Annotated in this window: 12 protein-coding genes; 6 read left to right on the forward strand and 6 right to left on the reverse strand. The window is 73.7% G+C overall.

Going from position 1 to position 19,386, the window contains the following annotated elements:
* Positions 1-32: 32 nt before the first annotated feature.
* Together ACWGKQ_RS01225 and ACWGKQ_RS01230 are read left to right on the forward strand one after the other, a co-directional pair.
* Positions 33-1,496 carry a lipase/acyltransferase domain-containing protein gene (locus tag ACWGKQ_RS01225; RefSeq protein WP_453289771.1) on the forward strand — a complete coding sequence of 488 codons (1,464 nt, stop codon included), beginning with the start codon at positions 33-35 and terminating at the stop codon, positions 1,494-1,496.
* 136 nt (positions 1,497-1,632) lie between these two features.
* Complete coding sequence (locus ACWGKQ_RS01230) at positions 1,633-2,097, forward strand: hypothetical protein (RefSeq protein ID WP_453289772.1); 465 nt, start codon at positions 1,633-1,635, stop codon at positions 2,095-2,097.
* A gap of 39 nt (positions 2,098-2,136) precedes the next feature.
* Here ACWGKQ_RS01230 and ACWGKQ_RS01235 read toward each other — a convergent pair whose 3' ends face one another.
* The 3 genes from ACWGKQ_RS01235 to ACWGKQ_RS01245 all read right to left on the reverse strand — a co-directional run bounded on the left by ACWGKQ_RS01235 (position 2,137) and on the right by ACWGKQ_RS01245 (position 6,810).
* On the reverse strand, positions 2,137-4,803 hold the full coding sequence (locus ACWGKQ_RS01235; RefSeq protein WP_453289773.1) for a glycosyl hydrolase: 2,667 nt from the start codon (positions 4,801-4,803) through the stop codon (positions 2,137-2,139).
* Positions 4,804-4,947: 144 nt separating this feature from the next.
* Positions 4,948-6,156 carry an MFS transporter gene (locus tag ACWGKQ_RS01240; protein ID WP_453289774.1) on the reverse strand — a complete coding sequence of 403 codons (1,209 nt, stop codon included), beginning with the start codon at positions 6,154-6,156 and terminating at the stop codon, positions 4,948-4,950.
* 54 nt (positions 6,157-6,210) lie between these two features.
* Entirely contained in the window at positions 6,211-6,810 is a 600-nt protein-coding gene (locus tag ACWGKQ_RS01245) for a TetR/AcrR family transcriptional regulator (protein ID WP_453289775.1), read from the reverse strand.
* A 197-nt stretch (positions 6,811-7,007) separates the two neighbouring features.
* On the opposite strand from ACWGKQ_RS01245, the gene ACWGKQ_RS01250 reads away from it, so the two are divergent.
* A complete protein-coding gene (locus ACWGKQ_RS01250; protein ID WP_453289776.1) occupies positions 7,008-7,562 on the forward strand; it encodes an ATP-binding protein in 555 nt (184 codons plus the stop codon).
* 87 nt (positions 7,563-7,649) lie between these two features.
* The gene (locus tag ACWGKQ_RS01255) at positions 7,650-8,570 is read left to right on the forward strand and encodes an ADP-ribosylglycohydrolase family protein (protein ID WP_453289777.1); all 921 of its coding nucleotides are present in this window, start codon (positions 7,650-7,652) and stop codon (positions 8,568-8,570) included.
* 71 nt (positions 8,571-8,641) lie between these two features.
* Here ACWGKQ_RS01255 and ACWGKQ_RS01260 read toward each other — a convergent pair whose 3' ends face one another.
* Complete coding sequence (locus tag ACWGKQ_RS01260; RefSeq protein WP_453289778.1) at positions 8,642-11,761, reverse strand: FG-GAP-like repeat-containing protein; 3,120 nt, start codon at positions 11,759-11,761, stop codon at positions 8,642-8,644.
* Positions 11,762-12,341: 580 nt separating this feature from the next.
* On the opposite strand from ACWGKQ_RS01260, the gene snpA reads away from it, so the two are divergent.
* Entirely contained in the window at positions 12,342-13,112 is a 771-nt protein-coding gene (gene snpA, locus ACWGKQ_RS01265) for a snapalysin (protein ID WP_453289779.1), read from the forward strand.
* 220 nt (positions 13,113-13,332) lie between these two features.
* Positions 13,333-16,677 (forward strand): BTAD domain-containing putative transcriptional regulator, encoded by a 3,345-nt coding sequence (locus ACWGKQ_RS01270; protein ID WP_453289780.1) that lies wholly within the window; start codon positions 13,333-13,335, stop codon positions 16,675-16,677.
* A gap of 9 nt (positions 16,678-16,686) precedes the next feature.
* Here the strand turns inward: ACWGKQ_RS01270 and ACWGKQ_RS01275 are convergent, their stop codons facing one another.
* Together ACWGKQ_RS01275 and ACWGKQ_RS01280 are read right to left on the reverse strand one after the other, a co-directional pair.
* A complete protein-coding gene (locus ACWGKQ_RS01275) occupies positions 16,687-17,382 on the reverse strand; it encodes a hypothetical protein (RefSeq protein WP_453289781.1) in 696 nt (231 codons plus the stop codon).
* A complete protein-coding gene (locus tag ACWGKQ_RS01280) occupies positions 17,379-19,217 on the reverse strand; it encodes a serine/threonine-protein kinase (RefSeq protein ID WP_453289782.1) in 1,839 nt (612 codons plus the stop codon). The genes ACWGKQ_RS01275 and ACWGKQ_RS01280 overlap by 4 nt, the downstream gene beginning before the upstream one ends.
* Between the last annotated feature and the right edge of the window lie 169 nt (positions 19,218-19,386).

Genomic DNA, 19,386 nt, shown 5'->3' on the forward strand with positions numbered 1-19,386 from the left:
TGACAGCCATGAACTCGTCCACGGGGGGAACCTTGCCAAATCCAGCGCCGCCCACCGAACCCGGCCTGACTCCCGCGGTCACCCACGACGCGGTCGTCCTCGTGCCCGGCATCATGGGCAGCGAACTCCATGACACCTCGACCGGCAAGGTGATCTGGGGCCTGGCGAACCCCGGCTGGCTGGCCAGGGCCTGGCTGACCCGCACCGGCCTCACGCCGCTCCGGCTCACCCCCGCCGAGCTGGAAGGCGACCACAGCCGCGTCCGGGCACCCCGTCTGCTGCAGACCCCGGCCTGGAGCCCGTTCCTCCGCGGCATCGAGCCGTACCACAAGCTCCTGCGCACCATCGAGGCCACCGTGGCCCACCGCGACGCGATCATGACGTTCCCGTACGACTGGCGGCTGCCCGTCGCCGTCAACGCCCGCCGGCTCGCCCGCGAGGCCCGCGACCACCTCCGGCGCTGGCTCGACCACCCCGCCCACACCGAGGCCCGCCGGCAGGCCGTCGACGAGCGGCCGGCCCGCCTGGTCCTCATCGCCCACTCCATGGGGGGCCTGGTCGCCCACGCCGCCCTCACCACCGGCGGCGACAGCGAACTGGCCGCCGACACCCGCGGAGTCATGACCCTCGGTACCCCGTTCCGCGGCTCGGTGGTCGCCGCGAACATCCTCAACGCCGTCCAGGGCGGACCCCTGCCGCTGCCGCACGCCCGCCTCGCCGCGGCGGCCGCCACCATGCCCGCCGTCCACGAGCTGCTGCCCCGCTTCCGCTGCCTGGAGGACGCCCTCGACGTCCGCCGCCTCACGCCCGCGGACGTCGCCGACCTCGGAGGCGACAAGGACCTGGCCGAGGCCGCCGATGACTTCTTCGCCACCCTCTACGACCAGCCGCTGCCGCACCACCGCCCCGTGGTCGGCATCCGCCAGAACACGGTCCAGTCGATGAAGCTCGTGGGCGGCCTCGTCGTCGCCTCCGAGTACTGCTTCCGAACCGACACCGACGGCACCGTCAAACGCGACGCCAACGGAGCGCCACGCCGCTACCAGGTCTGGGGAGACGGCACCGTCCATCGCGAATCGGCCTCCCTCGACCGCCGGACCGTCCCCGTCTTCGCCCAGCACGGTGCCATCGCCAACGGCCGCGAAGCCCGGCGCGTCATCGCCGACTTCCTTCTGGAGGACGACCACCTCGGCCCGGACCAGGCCGAGGACGGCATCGGCCTCGCCCTGCCCGACTACGCCCCCGCCGGCACCCCCTGGAACTGCGTCGTCACCGGCACGGACGACCCCGCCCAGGTCGAATGCACCGTCGCCGCCACGGACACCGACTGGAAGACGCCGGTACGGTTCGAAGCCGTCGACGACGACAGGCTCGGTGCCGAAGTCACCCTGCCGGGCCCCGGCCTGTACCGCGTCACCGCCAAGGACGACTACGGGACCGCCGTCACGCAGCTCGTCTTCTCGGGCCCCGACGGCGAAGAGGCACTCGACGACTGACGAACCCGGGGCACGCTGTGGGCGGCCGTTCGGATAAGGACCGGGAGGTGCTGGGATGCGGTGGTGGGCCGGGAGATGGATGGTCGCCGTGGTGGTCGTCCTGGCGGGATGCCACGCGTCGGAAGGCGGCGGACCGGTGGGAGGACCGTCGGAGAGCAACGGCTCGGCGGTGCCGTCGACGCCCCCGGCCACGACCCCGGCCACGAGCCCGGCCGGGGAAAGCCCGTCGGTGCCGGCCACCAGTCCCTCCGCTTCGCCGGCGGACTGCGCCGCCGGGCACGCGGAGGTCGCCGTCGGCCCTGGCGGCCCGGTCGTACAGCGGCTCTGCGTGCGGCCCGGGACGGTGGTGTCGCTCGTCCTGCGGCCGCGCACGGACGACAAGCGGTGGACGGCCGTGCGGAGTTCCGCGCCGGCGCTCGTCCTCGCGTCCGGCCTGCGGGCCGACGCGGACGGTACGTTCCACGCCTCGCTGCGGTGTGCGGGGACAAGGGGCGGTACGGCGGACGTCACCGCGTCGGCGAAGGCGCCGGATGTGGCGGGCGCCGCGCGGGTCGCCTTCACTCTGCACGTGGGTGTGGTGCCCTACACGACGCAGGGGTGACCCCGGAGACCCGGGACCACCCCTGCGACCGCCGCCGCGTCAGCGGCAGTCGCGTACGTCGATCGTGTAGATGCCGCGGCCGTGGGTGGCCGCGTACAGCGTCCTGCCGTCCGGACCCAGCTTGAGCTGGAGCACGGCGACGGCCGGGAGGTTCCCGACGCGCTGCCAGGCCGTACGGCCCGGCGCGCGGTAGACGACGCCGAGGTCGGTGGCGACGGCGAGGCCGCCGTCCGGGGTGACGACCGCGGAGTTGGTCGGCACGTCGGGGAGGTTCTTCGAGATGTCCTTCCAGGTGGTGCCGCCGTCGGTGGACTCGAAGACGTGGCCGACGCCGGCGCCGGGGCCTTCGGTCCAGTGCCGGGAGAAGCCGTTGACCGCGAGGTAGACGTGGTCGGCGTTCTTCGGGTCGACGGCGAAGCCGGCGAGGTAGCGGTTGGGCACGGTGCCGTCCGCGCCGGTGGCCGGGAGGGTGATGTCGTGCCAGCCGGTACCGTCCGCGTTGCCCACGGAGATGCCGCGGGCGAAGCCCTGGTTGTTGCAGGGGCCGCACCAGGCCGCGTACACCTTGCCGCCCGAGGCCGCGACGGCGGTCGCGGTACGGCCCTCGCCGAGGTCGTAGACGCTCTTCCACTCGTCGCCGCTGCGGATGGCGTAGCCGTGGGTCTGCACCCAGATGTGCCGGCCGCCCGCGATCCAGGTCGCCGGGTTCTTCGCGTCGGCCGTGATCGGGGCGATGAAGCGGGCCTCACCGGTGGCGTTGTCGGCGGGAGCCACGTTGTACGACGTGATCTTGCTGGGGTCGGTGACCCAGCCGCCGTCGTTCACCGCGCAGTTCTGGGTCACCTGGATGGCGAGGTAGACGTATTCCTCGGCGAGGTTGCAGCCGTTGGCCGGGTCGGTGAGGGTGTCGCCGCCGTCGCCGCCGAAGTCGGAGCCCATCACCTTGTCGTTGCTGCGCAGGATCGACTGGCCGTTGTCCTGGAGGCCGCCGGTGACGGAGACGCCGCCGTAGGTGAGGTCCTTGCCGACGCCCACCGAGTAGTACTGGAGGGTGTCGATGGTGCCGTCGTTGAGCGAGGTCCAGTCGGTGGCGTGCCCGGAGGCGTCCTGGGAGCCGTCGAGCGGGCGCTTGTAGGCGCCGCCGTCGTTGCCGACGTAGACGAAGCTCCTGCCGTGGTAGCTGCCGATCGCGACGCCGTGCTGGTCGGAGTGGGTGGTCTGACTGCAGTCGCCCGTCTGCTTGGCGGGGTCGATGCTCCAGCAGGGGAAGCCGAAGTTCCAGTACGGGCCGACGGTCGACCAGCTGCTGCCGCCGTCCTTGGTCTCGTAGACCTCCTCCAGACCCGCGTACAGGTGCTCCGCGTTCGCCGGGTCGACGGCCAGGAACTGGTTGTACCAGGCCTGCACGCCCGGCATGTAGCCGCTGGAGGTGAGCGCCGAACCGTCGGCGGCCAGGCCCTTGTAGTCGGCGATCTTCGTCCAGGGGCCGGTCGGGGAGCCGGACTTGGAGACGTAGATGCCCTCAAGACCGCTGTCGGGATTGGTGTTCAGCTGTTCCGGGGACTGGTCGATGGCGTAGTAGCGGGAGCCGTCGGCCGAGCGGGCGAAGGTGACGTTGCCGACGTCGTCCGCGTCGGCGGGCAGGTCGCCCAGGCCGCTGGTGATCCGGGTCCAGGTGCCGCCCGCGCCCTTGGTGTAGAAGCCGTTGTAGTCGTCACCGCTGCGCCAGCCGACCGCGAGGACCACCTTGGAGGGGTCCTTGGGGTCGATCGCGATGTCGTTGGCGATGTTCTTGTACGCCGCCGAGTCGTCGTCCGCGAGCGAACCGCCCGGCAGATAGTCGGGGTTGGGCGCGAACTCCAGCTTCCAGGCACCGCCGAGCTTCTTCGTGGAGTGGCTCCACACGCCCTCGCTGGTCGCCGCCCACACCTTGCCGCCGCCGAAGCGCAGCTCGTGGATGGTGGTGGACTCCAGCTCGTCGCCGCCGACCCGGCTGCGGGTGGAGAACGTGCCGTGGTGCGGGTCGGACAGGACGTAGACGCCGCTGCCCAGGTACGCGTCCGCGTTGGTCGTCGCCTCGCCGGTGCCCAGCCACAGCCGCCCGGCGCCGTCCAGCGCGAGCGCGCCGGTGGACTGGGAGGGCAGCTTGTCGCTGATGGGCTGCCAGTGCCCGCCCCCGGACCGGGACCGCCACACTCCGCCGCCCGCGCTGCCCGCGTACACGTACCCGTCGTCGTCGGCGGCCATCGCGGCCATCCGGCCGGTCACATTGCCCGAGCCGCCGCTGGAGTTGGAGTCGTAGTCGCGGTAGCGCGGGTCGTCCGAGTTGTACGGCAGGTTCGTGATGTTGCGCCAACTGCCGCCGGTGGTCGGCAGGTTGGTGAGGCTCGTCCAGGCGGCTCCGTACGCGCCCGGTGCGACGACGCCGGGTGAGGTGCGGGCCTCGGCGTACTGGTCCGCGCCCTCGGCTATCTCGTCGGCCTCGTTGCCGTCGTCACCGCCGCCGTCGTCGTCACCGGCTTTCGCCTTGGGGCTGACGGTTCCCACCGACTGCCCGCGCTCGGCGGCCAGTCGAGCCAGTGCGCGGGCCCCGAAGGGGCTGCCGGCTCCGCCGGGCGCGGCGCCGGCGGGTATCGCCACGAGTGCGGCGGATGCGGCGATGGCACAGATCGTGAACCAACGTCTCTTACGGGTCGGTACTGACACCAGGTCCTCCCGAACGGGCACGGATACAGCCGTCGGGGACGACCCGACCACCGGCGGCGGCGAGCGTCCGGCATTTGGAGCGCCCTTGACCAGAACCTGTCACTACACATGGCCGGAACCGACCGCCTCGTCGGGGGCGTGGGGTCAGACGGCCGCGGTCCGCGCGTGGGCGATCACCGGCAGTGCACAGGCGAGGACCGCCGCGATACCGCCGGAGATCAGCAGCGGAAGGCGGCCGTCGGCACCCCAGGCGAGCCCGGCCCACACGCCCGCGAGCAGCACGGCGGCGCCGGTGGCGCCCTGGTAGAGGCCCTGCGCGGTGCCCTGCTGGTGGTCCGGGACGAGCGTGGAGATCCAGGCCTTGCCGACGCCGTCGGTGCAGGCCGCGAAACCGCCGTAGAGCGGCAGCACCACGAACACCGCCCAGGGGCTGTGGATCAGGCCGAGGCCCAGGTAGCCGGTCGCGAAGAAGACCAGTCCGGAGGCGAAGACCAGCGGGCGCGGCAGCCGGTCGGAGAGCGCCCCCGCGGGGTAGGACAGGGCGGCGTAGACGAGGTTGTAGACCGCGTACGCGCCCACCACTCCGGCCGTCGAGAGGCCCAGGTCGTGGGCGCGCAACAGGAGGAGCGCGTCGGGGAAGTTGACGAGGTTGAAGGCGAGCAGCACCCCGAGGACCCGCCAGTAGGGGCGGGGCAGGGACCGCCAGGGCGTGCGGGCGGCCCGCGCCGGGGAGCCGCCGGTTCCTTCGGTCCGCGGGTCACGGACGGCGGCGACCAGCGCGACCGACGCGACGGCGGGGATCACGGCGATCCAGAACAGCGGGCGCAACCGGTGGTCGAGCGCCTCGTACAGAACCAGCCCGACGAGCGGGCCGACCACCGCGCCGGCGGTGTCGGCGGCCCGGTGCAGCCCGAACACCCTGCCGCGCTGTCCGGCCGGAACGCCCTCGACGAGCAGGGCGTCGCGAGGCGCCCCGCGCATGCCCTTGCCGAGCCGGTCGGTGACCCTGGCGACGAGGACCAGCGGCCACGCGGTCGCGAGCGCGACGAGCAGCTTGCCGACCGCGGCCAGGCCGTATCCCGTGGCGATCAGCGGACGGCGGGCGAACCTGTCGGCAAGGCGCCCGGAGGCCACCTTGGTGATCGATGCGGCGCCCTCGGCCGCTCCCTCGATCGCGCCGACCACGGCGGGCGGGGCACCGAGCACCACGGTCAGGAAGATCGGCAGGATCGGGTAGAGGAGTTCGCTGGCCGCGTCCTGGAGAAAGGACACCCCGCACAGCACTTTCACGTTGCGGGTCAGCCAGGCGGGACGGCGGCCGGTCGGTCGCGGGGCGGTACCGGGTTCGGTCACGGATACACGATGCCCTGGAAGCGGCCGGGCACCACGATGACGCCGGAAAGGTGTTCACGCCGTGATCTGCCATCCGGGTTCCAGGCTGTCGAGGAGGGCCTGGAAGGCTTTGTCGGCCCGGTCCCAGTGGCCGTCCGCCAGCGGGGTCATCAGCAGGCCGAGGGAGGCGTCGGCCAGGAGGGTGGCCTGGGTGTGCGCTCGCTCCTGGGCCATGCCGAGGTCGCGGAAGACGCCGGTCAGCAGGAGGGTCCACTCGGTGACTATGCCGCGCATGACGGGCCCGTAGCGGCCGGGGTGGAGCACGCTGGCGCTCATGATCTCGAAGTAGAGCGGGAGTGCGGCGCGTACGTCGGGGTCGCCGAACTGTCGCCACACCTCCTCCATGAAGCGGCGCAGGTCCGCGGGGCTCGCGGGCGGGCCGACGGCCTCCAGCAGTGCGCGGGTGCGCAGGAGGGGCCGACGCTCGTAGATGTCCAGGGCCTCGGCGACCATCCGTTCCTTGGTGCCGAAGTAGTACAGGAGCATGCGGTCGCTGGTGCCCAGCGCCTTGGCCAGAGGTCGCAGGGACAGGTCCGCGACGCCGTTGCGCATGACGTACTCGCGGACCCGGTCGAGAAGGTCGCGTCGCTTGGCCGGATCGGGTGGGCGAGGCATGGAGGGCTCCTGGATGCGCACGGACGCACGGGCGAGAATTCCCAGCCGTCCGTTATTTCGGTCTTGGACGGGTATTTACTGTAGCGGTAGCTACGTCTATATTTGAGGGCGTAGCGACTGCTACACGCAAGAGCCCGGCGCACGCCCGGCACGTTCACCGGCCGACCGCCCGGTCGTCAGCGAAGGGACTGATCCCCATGGCCACCTGGGCCATCGGCCTCCGCATCGCGTTCCACCGGGAAGGGCCGTCCCCTGATGCCGCCGCACCGTCGCGGCTCGCCCGGCAGTGGGCTCTGTGGTCCCGCCTGCTCGCGCCGCTGCGGCCGCTGGACGCACCGCGCGGCCGCGCCACCGCCTGGGATGCCTCCTGGCCCCTGCGGCGGGAACTGACCTCCGCGGGCCGAGCCCGACGCCTGGTGACCGCGCAACTGAGCGAGTGGGCCGTGGACGGCCTCGCCGACACCGCCGAGCTGCTGGTCAGCGAACTGGTCACCAATGCCCTGCGGCACACGCGCGGTCCGCTCAGGCTCAACCTGCAGCTGCGCGACTCGCGCCTGCTGTGCGAGGTCGAGGACACCGAGTCCGCCGGCCCCGCACGCAGCACCGCCGACCCGGATGCGGAGAACGGCCGGGGCATCGAGCTCCTCGACCTGCTCGCGGACGCCTGGGGCAGTGTCCGGACGCCCACCGGAAAGACCATGTGGTTCGAACTGCGGGCCGAGCGTCACCCCGGTGAGACGCAGGCACCGTGATGACGGTGGCCGATGTCGCGGAGGCCTCACCCGGCCGAGCCGCGATCGGGGTGCCGGGAGGCGCCGTCGCCTTGTGATACTGCTCGGATGATCGACCTGCCTGCCGCCGCGCTGGACTCGTTGTCCGGGCTCGCCTTCGGTGATGCCTTCGGCGACCGCTGGTTCGGCATCCTGCGCCACGAGGGCCCGGCAGCCCTGGAGGAACGGATCCTGCCCCCGGAGCCGCTGTGGCGGTGGAGCGACGACACCGCCCAGGCGCTCGTTCTCGTCCGGGAGCTCGCCGAGGGCGGCGGCACCGTCGACCAGGACCGCCTCGCCCTGCGCCTCGCCGAGGCCTACGCCGACGACACGCACCGCGGCTACGGAGCCTCGATGCACGACGTGCTCCGCCGGATCGGTGCGGGCGAGCCCTGGCAGGAGGTGGTCGCCGGACAGTTCGGCGGCCAGGGCTCCTGGGGCAACGGCGCGGCCATGCGCGTCGCCCCGCTGGGCGCCTGGCTCGCCGCCGACCTCGACGCCGCCGCCGAGCAGGCCGCCCGCCAGAGCGAGGTCTCGCATCACCACCCGGAGGCAATCGCCGGAGCGGTGGCGGTGGCCCTCGCCGCGGCGCTGGCGACGCGCAGCCGGGGCGGCCCCGCGCCGGCCCGCCCGGACTTCCTCCAGGCGGTCGCCGCACGACTCCCCGACAGCGACGTCCGGTCGGGAGTGCGGATCGCGGCCCGGATGCCGGCACACACCTCCGTTCGGCACGCCGCGGAGGTCCTGGGCTCCGGCTACCGGATGTCCGGGCCCGACACCGTCCCCTACGCCCTCTGGTGCGCGGCGGGACACCTCGACGACCTGCACGAGGGCCTGTGGTTCACGGTCGCCGGGCGCGGCGACATCGACACCACCTGCGCCATCGCGGGCGGAGTGATCGCCGCCCGCACGGGCGTCGCCGCTCTCCCGCCCGCCTGGCACGCGGCCCGCGAACCGCTGCCCCCGGACCTGACGGCTCACCGTGGTTGAGTCGGGGTGGATCAGACGGCCGACGGCCGGCGACTCGTACGCCGGACCGTCCGCGCGGTCGGACCCACCGCCTACGAAAGGAGCTTGTAGCCGCTCCAGCCGCTCGCGATCTTCACCCGTGCACCGAACGAGCCCTTTCCGTCACCGCTGTTGCGCCACACGTTGCCGCTGGTGTCGCGGGAGACCAGGTCCGGCCTGCCGTCGTCCGTGATGTCGCCGACCCCGACGACCGCGTTGTACGAGCCGCCCCAGTTCGACAGCACCTCGACGCGGGCCGCGAAGGTGCCGTCGCCCTTGCCGTCGTAGCGGTAGACGTTGTTCGACGTGTCCTGGGCCAGCAGGTCGGCCCTGCCGTCGCCGGTGATGTCCCCGACCCCGACGATCTTCCTGTAGCCCTTCCAGTTGTCGTAGAGCTTGACGCGGGCGGCGAGCTTGCCGGTGCTCGTCCCCTTGTAGAGGTAGACCGCTCCGGTGGACGCGTTCCTCGCGATCAGGTCCGGGCGTCCGTCACCGCTCACGTCGCCGGGCGAGGTGAGCACGTTGTACTGCGTCCAGCCGCCGGCCGAGAGGGTCGTGTACGACGTCGACGGCTTGACCGCCGCCCCGCAGCCCGGCTTGTACAGCCGCAGCGCGCCGCTGCTGTAGCGGACCAGGACGTCGTTGCAGCGGTCGCCGCCGAGGTCGCCGAAGGGGATCGCCGTGACGGTCCTGGGCCAGCCGGTGCCCGTGTACTTGTCGCCGAACTTCCCCGTCCCGGTGCCGCTGTGGAAGGTCAGCCCGCCCGAGGAGTTCAGGGTGAGCAGGTCGCCGCGGCCGTCCGGGCCGTCGGGGCTGACGAAGTCGCGGCGCACCGCGGCCCCGCGCTGCAGGAAGCCCTCGCCGCCGGTCACCGTGTTCGCCGTGCCGGTGCCGAGACCGGTCGCCTTCAGGGTCCAGGTGAAGTGGCCGTTGGGGAAGTGACTCCCGCTCGCCGCCTTGCCGTTCCAGGTCGCCGTCACCCGGGCCGGGGTCGGGCCGCCGGTGAGGGTGCGGGTGGCCCTGCCGTTCGCGCCGCTCTGGACCGAGGTGAAGGTGAGCGACCAGGAGGTGACCGGGCGGGACAGCACCCAGGCGCCCTCGAAGGGCGTCCCCGGGTCCACATAGCCGCCGGCCGACGTCTCGAAGGCCGTCACGGCGGACGGGGCGATGCCCGTGGTGGTGACGTGGGTGCGCTCGTAGTCGTCGAACCAGGCGACCAGGCCGGTGTACTCGTCGACCGTCCAGCGGTAACGGCGGTCCACCGTCAGGCCCTTGTCGGCCAGGCCGGCGGCGATCGTACGGGTGGTGCCGGTGGCCGCCTCGGTGAGGACGAGTGTGTCGGTGCCGTGGTCGTGGCGGACGGTGAAGCCGTCGCCGAGCAGCACGTCGCCGGGGGTGACCGCCGTCGCCGTACCGGCCTTGGTGTCGTACACGCCCGCCGAGTCCGTCCCGCAGGCCCAGTACACCCAGCGCCCCGCCGCCTGGAGCTCGCTCGGCACGCAGGCCAGGCCCGGGACGGTCACCGTGGTGAGCGTCTTCGCCAACGGGATGCTGTACGAGGTGAGCTTGCCGGCGGTGGTGGTGGCGCTCCACAGGGTGGAGCCGTTCAGGGCGGCGGCGCGCACGGACCGCTTCAGCCTCTGGCCCTGGCCGAACTCGCCGACGTACTGCGCCGGGGCGGTGCCGCCGGAGTCGAAGACGGCGTAGTCGTCGGAGACGTCGACGATCCGGCCGCCCTGGCCGCCGAAGTCCAGGTCGTGGCCGCCGATCTCCACCAGCCGGTCGTCGCCGAGACCCTCGCCCTCGTCGGTGCCGCCGTTCGAGTCGAGGTAGACGTCCCGGCCGTCGAGGTTCCCCCACAGCGCCGAGCACGTGGTGCCCTCGTACGGGCAGAGTGCCTCGTAGACCGAGCCGCTCGCCGTGGCCCCGGACGCCGTCAGCGTGGCGGAGCCGTCGGTGGTGAGGGTGCGCACGGACGTGGTGTCCGCGGTGGCCTTCGGGTCGTCCTCGGCGACCCGCAGGCTGCCGCGGCTGAGCGCGATGCCCGTCTTGGCGTTCTCCACCGCCGGGGCCTGCTGGACCTTCGCCAACTTCAGCGTGCCGTCCGCGTCCTGGCTCACCCGCCGCACCCACCAGTCGGTGGCGTCGGTACCACCGGTGACCAGCGCGCTGCCGTCCCCCGCCGCCAGCGTGTACTCGCCGGCGCTCGCCAGCAGGGTCTGCTGCACCGAGGGATCGTCCACATCGACCGCGAGCAGCCGGGAGCCGAGCGAGTCGGAGGACAGCGGCAGCAGCAGCCAGTCGCCGACCAGGACCGGATCGCCGTCGAGCGCGCCCGGATGGGCGGGCAGCGTGACGACCTGTTCGGCGCCGGTGAGGTCGGTGCGGGACTTCAGGTGCAGCTCGGCGGTGCCGGACTCGTACCAGCCGATGCGGTCCTCGCTCATCACGTAGTGCGAGGCGTAGGTGGCGTCGGTGAACGCGTAGGTGTTCACGGCCGAGCCGACGTCGATGTAACCGATCCTGCTGGTGCTGACCGACCAGAGCACACCGTCGGAGTCCGCCGCGCGGACATCGCCGCCCCCCACGCTCGCCACGTCACCGGTGACCGCGCGGGTGCGCCACTCGCCGTCGACCTTGTCGATCAGGGCCTGGGAGGTGACGATCGTGTCGCCTGCGAGGGCGCGGTAGTAGCCCTGCCCGTACTGGCCGGAGCCGTTCCAGCTCACCTTCCTGGAGGTGGCCGTCGCCGGATCCCACAGGGTGGCGTACGCGTCGTTGGCCGTGGTCGGCAGGGCGACCAGGTCGCCGTCCGAGCCGTACCAGGCCTTACGGCACTCGGAGCCGATGGACGTGCAGCCGGTGCCCGGGGTGTAGACGCCATCGGCGTTCTCCACGGTCACGGTCCTGCCGGTCGTGTAGTCGGTCCACAGCAGTCCGGCCCTGCCGGTCTGCCGGTGCAGGAAGCCGGTGTCGCCCGCGACGTACGGGCGGTCGGTGCGTGGTGTGGCGGAGCCGGGGTCGACCAGTGTGATCGCGGCGGTGCCGGTCTCGGCCGCCTCCGCGGAGCCGCCGCCCTCCGACAGGACGACGACGGACGCGGCCACGACGGCGAGCGCGAGTGAGGAGACGGCGGCGGTCAGCCCGCCCCGTCCCAGGGCGTGTCTGCCCACGTGATGTTCCCTCCCCTACGAGGGCCCCCGCCCTCGCACAAGTGGCCGGATCTTACCTGACTCTTACCAAGGGCCGGCGACGCCGACCCCTAGACCACCGGCCTGGGATTTCCCTCCGAAACGGGCGGCGCCGGCGGCACGGCGGACACGGCGAGCGCCACCCCATGCACGCCCTATGACCTCAGTCACAGCGCCCCGCCGATCAACCGGCGTACTTAGTAGACGCGGCATGGAGGACATTTGGGCATTTGTCCGTCTTGGCTCGGATGCGGCTCCCGGCGCCCGTCCCGGAATCCCGCCCGGCCGGCCCGCACGCCCGTCGCCCCGCGCCGCAAGGCTTCTGACGCCGCGACAGCTTTCCCTGCGGCCGTCATGTGCGGACCGGAGACCCGCACACCGCCCTGGCGAGGCCGGCCGCGACCTACGAGGCGAGGTAGTGGCGGGGACCCTTTGCGCTCCCTGTGAAGCCGTTCTAAGAATGTCGACCCACAGGACGTCGCCGCAGTTCGGAACCGGTGTTCACGCCGAGTCGACCGCGCACCGGGCGCTCGGCGTCACCGAGTGAGTAGGAGCCCCCCACATGAACTCGTCCCGAACGTCCGCGAGACCCCTCGCCCTCGCTCTCGCCCTCGGCCTGGGCCTGGCCGCCGGCGCGCTGGGCGCCGCGGTGCCGGCGAGCGCCCGGACGGCCACCGCCCCGTCCGCCTCCGCCGGTACCTCCGTGGCGCGGTACGACGGGTCGGCCGAGGAGGCCGCGAACAACAAGGCGTTCTTCGAGGCCGTGCTCAAGTCGGTCGCCCAGAAGCGCGCCGCCCAGCCCGGCGCACAGGCCGTGACCGTCTACTACAACACCTCCCGGGCACCGAGCTTCCGTTCGCAGATATCGGCCGCGGCCTCGATCTGGAACAGCTCGGAGTCCGACGTCAAGCTCCAGGAGGCGTCGAGCGGTGCCGACTTCTCCTACTACGAGGGCAACGACCAGCGCGGGTCCTACGCGTCCACCGACGGCCACGGAAAGGGCTACGTCTTCCTCGACTACACCCAGACCCGGCAGTACGACTCGGTTCGCGTCGTCTCCCACGAGACCGGGCACGTGCTGGGCCTGTCGGACGACTACGGCGGGCCGTGCAGTGAGCTGATGTCGGGCGGCAGCGCCGGAACGTCCTGCACCAACCGCTACCCGGACGCCGCCGAGCGCTCGCGTGTCGACCAGCTGTGGTCCACCGGACTCGCCCAGACCCCGGGCACGGTGAACCAGCCCGCCGGCCAGCCGAGCACCGCACCGTCGCTGCCGACCTTGGTACCGGGCCAGGGCCCCTGGCGTGCGCTCCTGATCACGCCCTGGAGCTGATCGCGTTCCCGGCTCCGGAACCCCGTCAACGGGCCCCGGGTGCACCGGGGTCACCGTTGCCGAACCGGCCCTCCGTGTGCCCTGCGGCACACCCGAACGTCGCCTCGGGGCACACGGAGGGCACGCGCGTCGCGCTCGCCCTGCTGCATCACCAGCACGTGCCGCATAGGCGAATGGATGTTCTGGTTTGATGCGTTGTGTGTCGCCACACGAACTGCGCATGACAGTGCTCGGTGAGGTCGGGGCCGCGTTCCGGGCCCGGCCGCTGGAGCTGGGCGGGCGACGGCAACGGGCGGTGCTCGCGCTGCTGATCGTCGCCCGGGGCTCGGTCGTCACCCGGGACCGGCTGGTCGAAGGGGTCTGGGGCGGCGCGCCGCCGCGCCGCGCCGCCGCCGCGCTGCACGCCCATGTCTCTCATCTGCGGCGCTGCCTGGAGCCGGAGCGGGAGGCGAGGGCGCGTGGGGGCGTCATCGTCAGCGAGGGGGCGGGGTACGCGTTGCGGCTGGCGGCCGACGCGGTGGACGCCTGGCGGTTCGAGGAGGCGCTGCGGTCCGCCGCCGCGCACGCCGATGCGGGCCGGCCGTCGGAGGCCGTGGCCGTCCTGGAGTCCGGGCTCGGGCTGTGGCGGGGCCCGGCCTACGCGGAATACGCCGCCGAACCCTGGGCCCACCGGGAGTCGGCCCGCCTCGCCGAACTCCGCGAACTCGCCCGCGAACGGCTGCTCGCCGCCCGCCTCGACCGGGGCGAGGACGCCGTCCTCGTGCCCGAACTCGAATCCCTGGTCGCCGAGGACCCGCTCCGCGAAGAACGCCGGCGGCTGCTCGCCCTCGCCCTCTACCGTGCCCACCGCCAGGCCGACGCCCTCGACGCGCTCCGCGGCGCCAGGCACCTGCCGCCCGCCGGATCCGGCACCGCCCCGGGGGCCGCCCTGCATGCTCTGGAGGCCGGGATCCTGGCCCAGGACCCTGCCCTCGACGCCCCTGCCCGCCGGGTGCCCCGCCCCGCCCCGCGGACCGACCTGCTCGTGGACCGCGGCCCCCAGCTCGCCGAGCTGCGCGACAGCCTGCGCTCGGCCCTGGACGGCAGGCCCCGCGTGGTGCTCATCGAGGGTCCGGCCGGCATCGGCAAGAGCCGTCTGCTGGGTGAGGTGGCCGGGCCGGCGGCCGGGGAACGGGTGACCACCCTGACCGCGACGGGCAGCCGGCGGGAGAAGGACTACGGCTACGGGGTCGTACGCCAGTTGTTCGAGCGGGTGGTGAGCGACCGCGAGGAGTCGCTCCTCGCCGGGGCCGCCGTCGCGGCGGGGGCGGTCTTCGGAGCGGTGCGCGGGCCGCAGCCGCAGAGTTTCGCGGTGCTGAACGCGCTGTACGAGCTGACCCGGAGGCTGGTGCGAACGGCGGGCCCGCTGGTGCTGGCCGTGGACGACCTCCAGTGGTGCGACAGCGGCTCGGTGCGGTACCTGGCGTATCTGGCGGGCCGGCTGGAAGGGCTGCCGGTGCTCATCGCCGTCACCCTGCGCACGGGGGAGCCGCAAGAGGGCGAGGAGTTGCCCGAGGCGTTGACGACGGCCCCCTCGGTGGTGCGGATCAGGCCCACCCCGCTGACGGCGGGCGGGGTCGCCGGTCTCGTCCGCCGGACGCTCGGCGAGGAGCCGCAGCAGGAGTTCACGGCGGCCTGCCATCGCGCCACGGCCGGGAACCCGCTGCTGCTCCGGCAGTTGCTGCGGGCCCTGCACGCGCGCGGGACCCGGCCCGACGCCGCGCACGTCGACGGGGTCGCGGAGGCCGGGTCGCGGGCGGTGTCCGGGCTGGTCCTCGGCCGGATGGCGCGGCTGCCCGAAGAAGCACGGGACGCGGCGCAGGCCGTGGCCGTGCTGGGGGACGGGGCGGCGACGCTCGCCGAGGTGGCGGCGCTCATGGCGCGGCCGGAGGAGGCGGCGGCACGGGCGATCGCGCCGCTCGTGCAGGCCGAGATCCTGCGCGAGGGCCACCCCTACGCCTTTGTGCACCCCCTCGTCGGGGAGGCCGTCTACCGTGAACTTCCGCCTGGAGAGCGGCAGTTGTGCCACGAGCGGGCGGCCCGTGCGCTGTCCGCCGCCGGTGCGCCGCCCGAGCGTACGGCGGCCCAGCTGCTGCTCGCCCCGCACCGGGGCGACCCGGACGTGGTGGACGTCCTCCGCGCGGCGGCCCGGGAGGCCGCGGGCCGGGGCGCCCCCGACGCCGCCGCGACGTACCTCACCCGCGCGCTCGACGAACCGCCCGCCCCCGAGCGCCGCCCCGAGGTACTGCTCGACCTCGGGCGCGCCGAGATGCTCGGCAACGGCCCGGCCGCCGTGGAGCATCTGCGCCAGGCGTACGACACCCTGACCGACCCGGGCCGCAGGGCGGCCGCCGCCCTGCTGCTCGCCCGGATCCTGGTCTTCGCCGGCGGCCACGGCCAGGCGACCGAGTTCGCCCGCCGGGCGGCGGCGGAACTGCCCGCCGACCTGGGCGACGAACGGCAGGGACTGCTGGCGCTGGAGCGCACCAGCGGGTTCATGCACGGCCTGGACCAGAAGCTGTGGCGGACCGTCGAGGACCCGGCCGTCGAGGGCGAGGGTCCCGGCGCCCGGATGCTCGCCGCCAACCTCGCCCGGGAGGCGGCCTCGGACGGCGGCGACCGGACCCGGGCCGTCGCGCTCGCCCGCTTCGCCGTCGCCGGCGGAGTGCTCCAGGCGGCCGGGGAGGAGATGCTCTTCTACACCGCGGGCATCGTGCTGCACCTCGCCGACGAGGAGGTCGGCGAGCTCTGGGACGCCGCGGTGGCCCGCGCCGTGGAGCGCGGCTCGCTGTTCTCCGTGCTCGCCACACACCTGTGGCGCGGCTTCACCCAGTGGCACCACGGAGACCTGGACGCGGCACGGCGGTCACTGGAGACCGCAGTCGGGCAGTCGGAGATCTGGGGCCTCGCCCCGGGCGCCCCGCAGGGCCGTACCTTTCTGACCGCCGTCCTGCTGGACCTGGGCGACACCGCCGGGGCCCGCGCCTGCCTGGAGCGGATGCGCGGCTGGATCCGGGGCGCGGAGGGCCGGCGGCTGCTCGGGGAGAGCGAGGCGCGGGTACTGAACGCGGAGGGGCGGTACGAGGAGGCGCTGGCCGCCCTCGACGACATACGGCACCTGCAGCCCGGCGCGGCCAACCCGGCGTGGTGGCCGTGGTCGCTGCTGCGGGTGCGGGCGCTCGCGGGCGCCGGCCGGCGGACCGAGGCGCTGGCCCTGGCCGCGGAGCAGCTGACGGTCGCCCGCGGGTGGGGAGCGCCCAGCACGGTGGGGCGGGTGCTGCGGATCGTCGGACGGCTGCGCGGGCCCGAGGGCGAGCCCGAACTCCGTGCGGCGGTCGCCCTGCTGGCGCCCGGTCCGGCGCGCCTCGAGTACGCCCGTGCGCTGTACGCGCTCGCCGAGTACGCGCCGGCGGAGGAGTCCGTCGCCCTTCTGGACCGAGGGCGGCAGCTCGCGCGGGAGTGCGGGGCGGCGGGTCTCGTGGCCGCCATGGACGCCACGGCGGCGGCCGGGAGCGGTCCTGAGTGAGGCCGTCGGTCAGGAGCAGTCGTACGTGAAGCTCGTCGACGCCGTCACCGGGTCCGGCGACAGCACTTCGAGCGTGGCGGTGGCCTTCATGGTGCCGCGGCCGTCGAAGCTCCAGCGCAGGACGACCTCGGAGGTCCTGACGTTCTCGCCGACCTCCTGGTGGAGGACGGCGGAGGCCGTGCCGTCGCTGCGCTTCCAGCGGTAGTCGACGGTGCCGGCGTTGCCGTCGGTCCTGAGGACACCGGTGACGAGGACCGTCTTCGCACAGCGGCCCACGTCGGGCGCGGTGACCGTGGCGCCCACCACGTGCAGCGGTGACCGGGCCGCCGTGCAGGAGCGCATGCCCAGTACGACGGCCACGACGACGGCGACCACCGCCAGCAGGGACGGCAGCTCGCGCCGCCACCACGGCCGACGGCGGCGGGCGGTCACCCCGGACGGGCCTTCCGGCGTGAGCGTGCCCCGCCAGATCTCCGTCGCGCGGTCGTCGGCCGTGCCGGACGCACCGGGTACCCCGGGCCCGAAACGGGTCTCCCCCTCGGCCGCTCCCGCGCCCGCGCCCGCTCGCGCCTGCGAAGGCGGGAGGTGAAGCGTCGCGGCCGGTTCCGCGGGCGGGAGGGTGACGGTGAGATCCGGGTCGTCGGGGCGCGACGCCGGATCGGTACGGGCGAACCGCAGTCGGGGGTCCTCGGGAGGTGTGCTCATCGGGGCGGGTCGCAGTCGACGGGCGCCGCGGTGGCCTGGAAGGAGCCGTTGCCGGAGTCGGCGGCCGGGTCGGTGGTGACCCTGACGCCGAGGTAGGAGTCCCGCGTCGGGACGGCGAAGGCGTGGGTGTAGCGGCCCGAGATCTGCGTCTTCCCCTTGGGCAGCGCGACCGGATCGGTGGCCACGACGGTCCCGACGACGCGGGGCGAGTCGCCGGTGTACCAGCTGAGGTAGAGGGTGCCGTCGGCGGCGCCGTCCGTCGTCACGCTGACGGAGGCCACGATGGTGCAGGCGGCCGACATCGGGCCGACCACGTTGATCTGCACGGACTTCACGTCGAGGGTGGGTGCGGGCGGCGCGGAGGTGCTGCCGCCGCCCGTGGCGCCGCCGGTCGTCGTCGTACCGCCGCCGCCCGTGGTGCCGCCGCTCGTCGTCGTACCGCCGCCGGTGGTGGTGCCACCGGTGGTTCCCGTGCCGCCGCCCGTGGTGCTCGTGCCGCCGCCCGTCGTGGTCGTGCCTCCCGTGCCGGACGATCCGCCGCCCGTGCCGCCCGCACCACCGGACGCCGACCCGTCGGACGGTCCGCCGCCGTCGGGCGAGGCGCTGTCGTCCCCAGACGGCGACGCGGAGGCCGACCCGCTCCCCGAGGGCGACGGGGAACCGTCCGACGCCGAGGGGGCCGCGTCGGGGGAGCCTGCCGGCCCGCTCGGACCGGTCCCGTCGGCCGAACCGTCCGCCCCCGTAGTGGACTCGGACCCGGCCCCGTTCGTCGTGCGGTGCCCGGCACCCGCGCCCGTGGCGACCGCCGTCGCCGCGACCCCGCCGATCACCAGCACAACCCCTGCCGTCAGTCCGGCCAGCATCTTCCTGCTCCGGCGGGGCATCCGACGGGCGCCCGCCCCGAGGGCGGTCGTCGCCAGGTCCGTCGTACCCGAGGCGGAACCGTCCGCCGTCGGGAAGGAGAGGAAGAACAGGGCGGCGAGCGCGGCGAGTTCGCGCCGGCCGCGCTCCTCCCACTCCTCGCCGTACACGGACCCGGCCACGGCTTCGAGTTCCTCGACGAACGCCGCCGCGCTCTCCGGGCGCTCCTCGGGGGTCTTGGCCAGCCCCCTGCGGATCAGCGGGCGCACCGGCTCGGGAGCCAGCTCGTCCGGGATCGGCGCCTCGATGTGCTGGATCGCCAGCTCGGCCAGCGTCCGGCCCGGGTAGGGCTTCATCCCGGTCAGGCACTCGAAGAAGGTCGCCGTCGCCGCGTACACGTCGGTCGCCGGTCCGGCCGCCGCGCCGGTCCACTGCTCGGGCGCCATGTAGGTCGGGGTACCGGAGGCACCCGCGGCCACCCCGCTCGGCACGGCGATGCCGAAGTCCACGAGCTTGGAGGAACCGTCGGCGGCGACCAGGACGTTGTCCGGCTTGTAGTCGCGGTGCACGACCCCCGCCGCATGGGCGGCCGCGAGGCCGAGCAGCGAGCCCCTGAGGACGACGAGCGCGGCCTCCGGGGTCGTGGCGCCGTGCTCCCGCAGCAGCCTGCGCAGGGGTACGCCGTCCACGAGTTCCATGACGATGGCGGCGCCGCGCGGGCTCTCGACGTACTCGTACAGCTCCACGACATGGGGGGAGCGGAGCTCGCCCAGCAGCCGGGCCTCGGCGCGGAACACCTCGCGGAAGGCCGGGTCGTCACGGAGCTCGTCGGCGAGGTACTTGATCGCCACCCGGGTGCCGGTCGTGTCGTGCGTGGCCAGGACCACGCGCCCACTGGCTCCGGACCCCAGCTCCTTGTCCTGTGTGTAGCCGGAGACCGCCCACCGGTCCCCGGCGCGTATCGCTTCGCCCATGTCCTTCGCCCCCCGGCCCGTCCCCCGGGCCGCCCCCGTCAGTTCGTTGCGGTGCGTGTGCTGTGTGGTGCGCCTGTTCCGTGGTCGTGGTGCGCCTGTTCCGTGGTCGTGGTGCGTCTGGTTCGTGGTCGTGGTGTGCCTGTTTCGTGCGCGGAACGGATGATGCGCC

It is taken from the genome of Streptomyces sp. NPDC054770 (assembly GCF_053611985.1).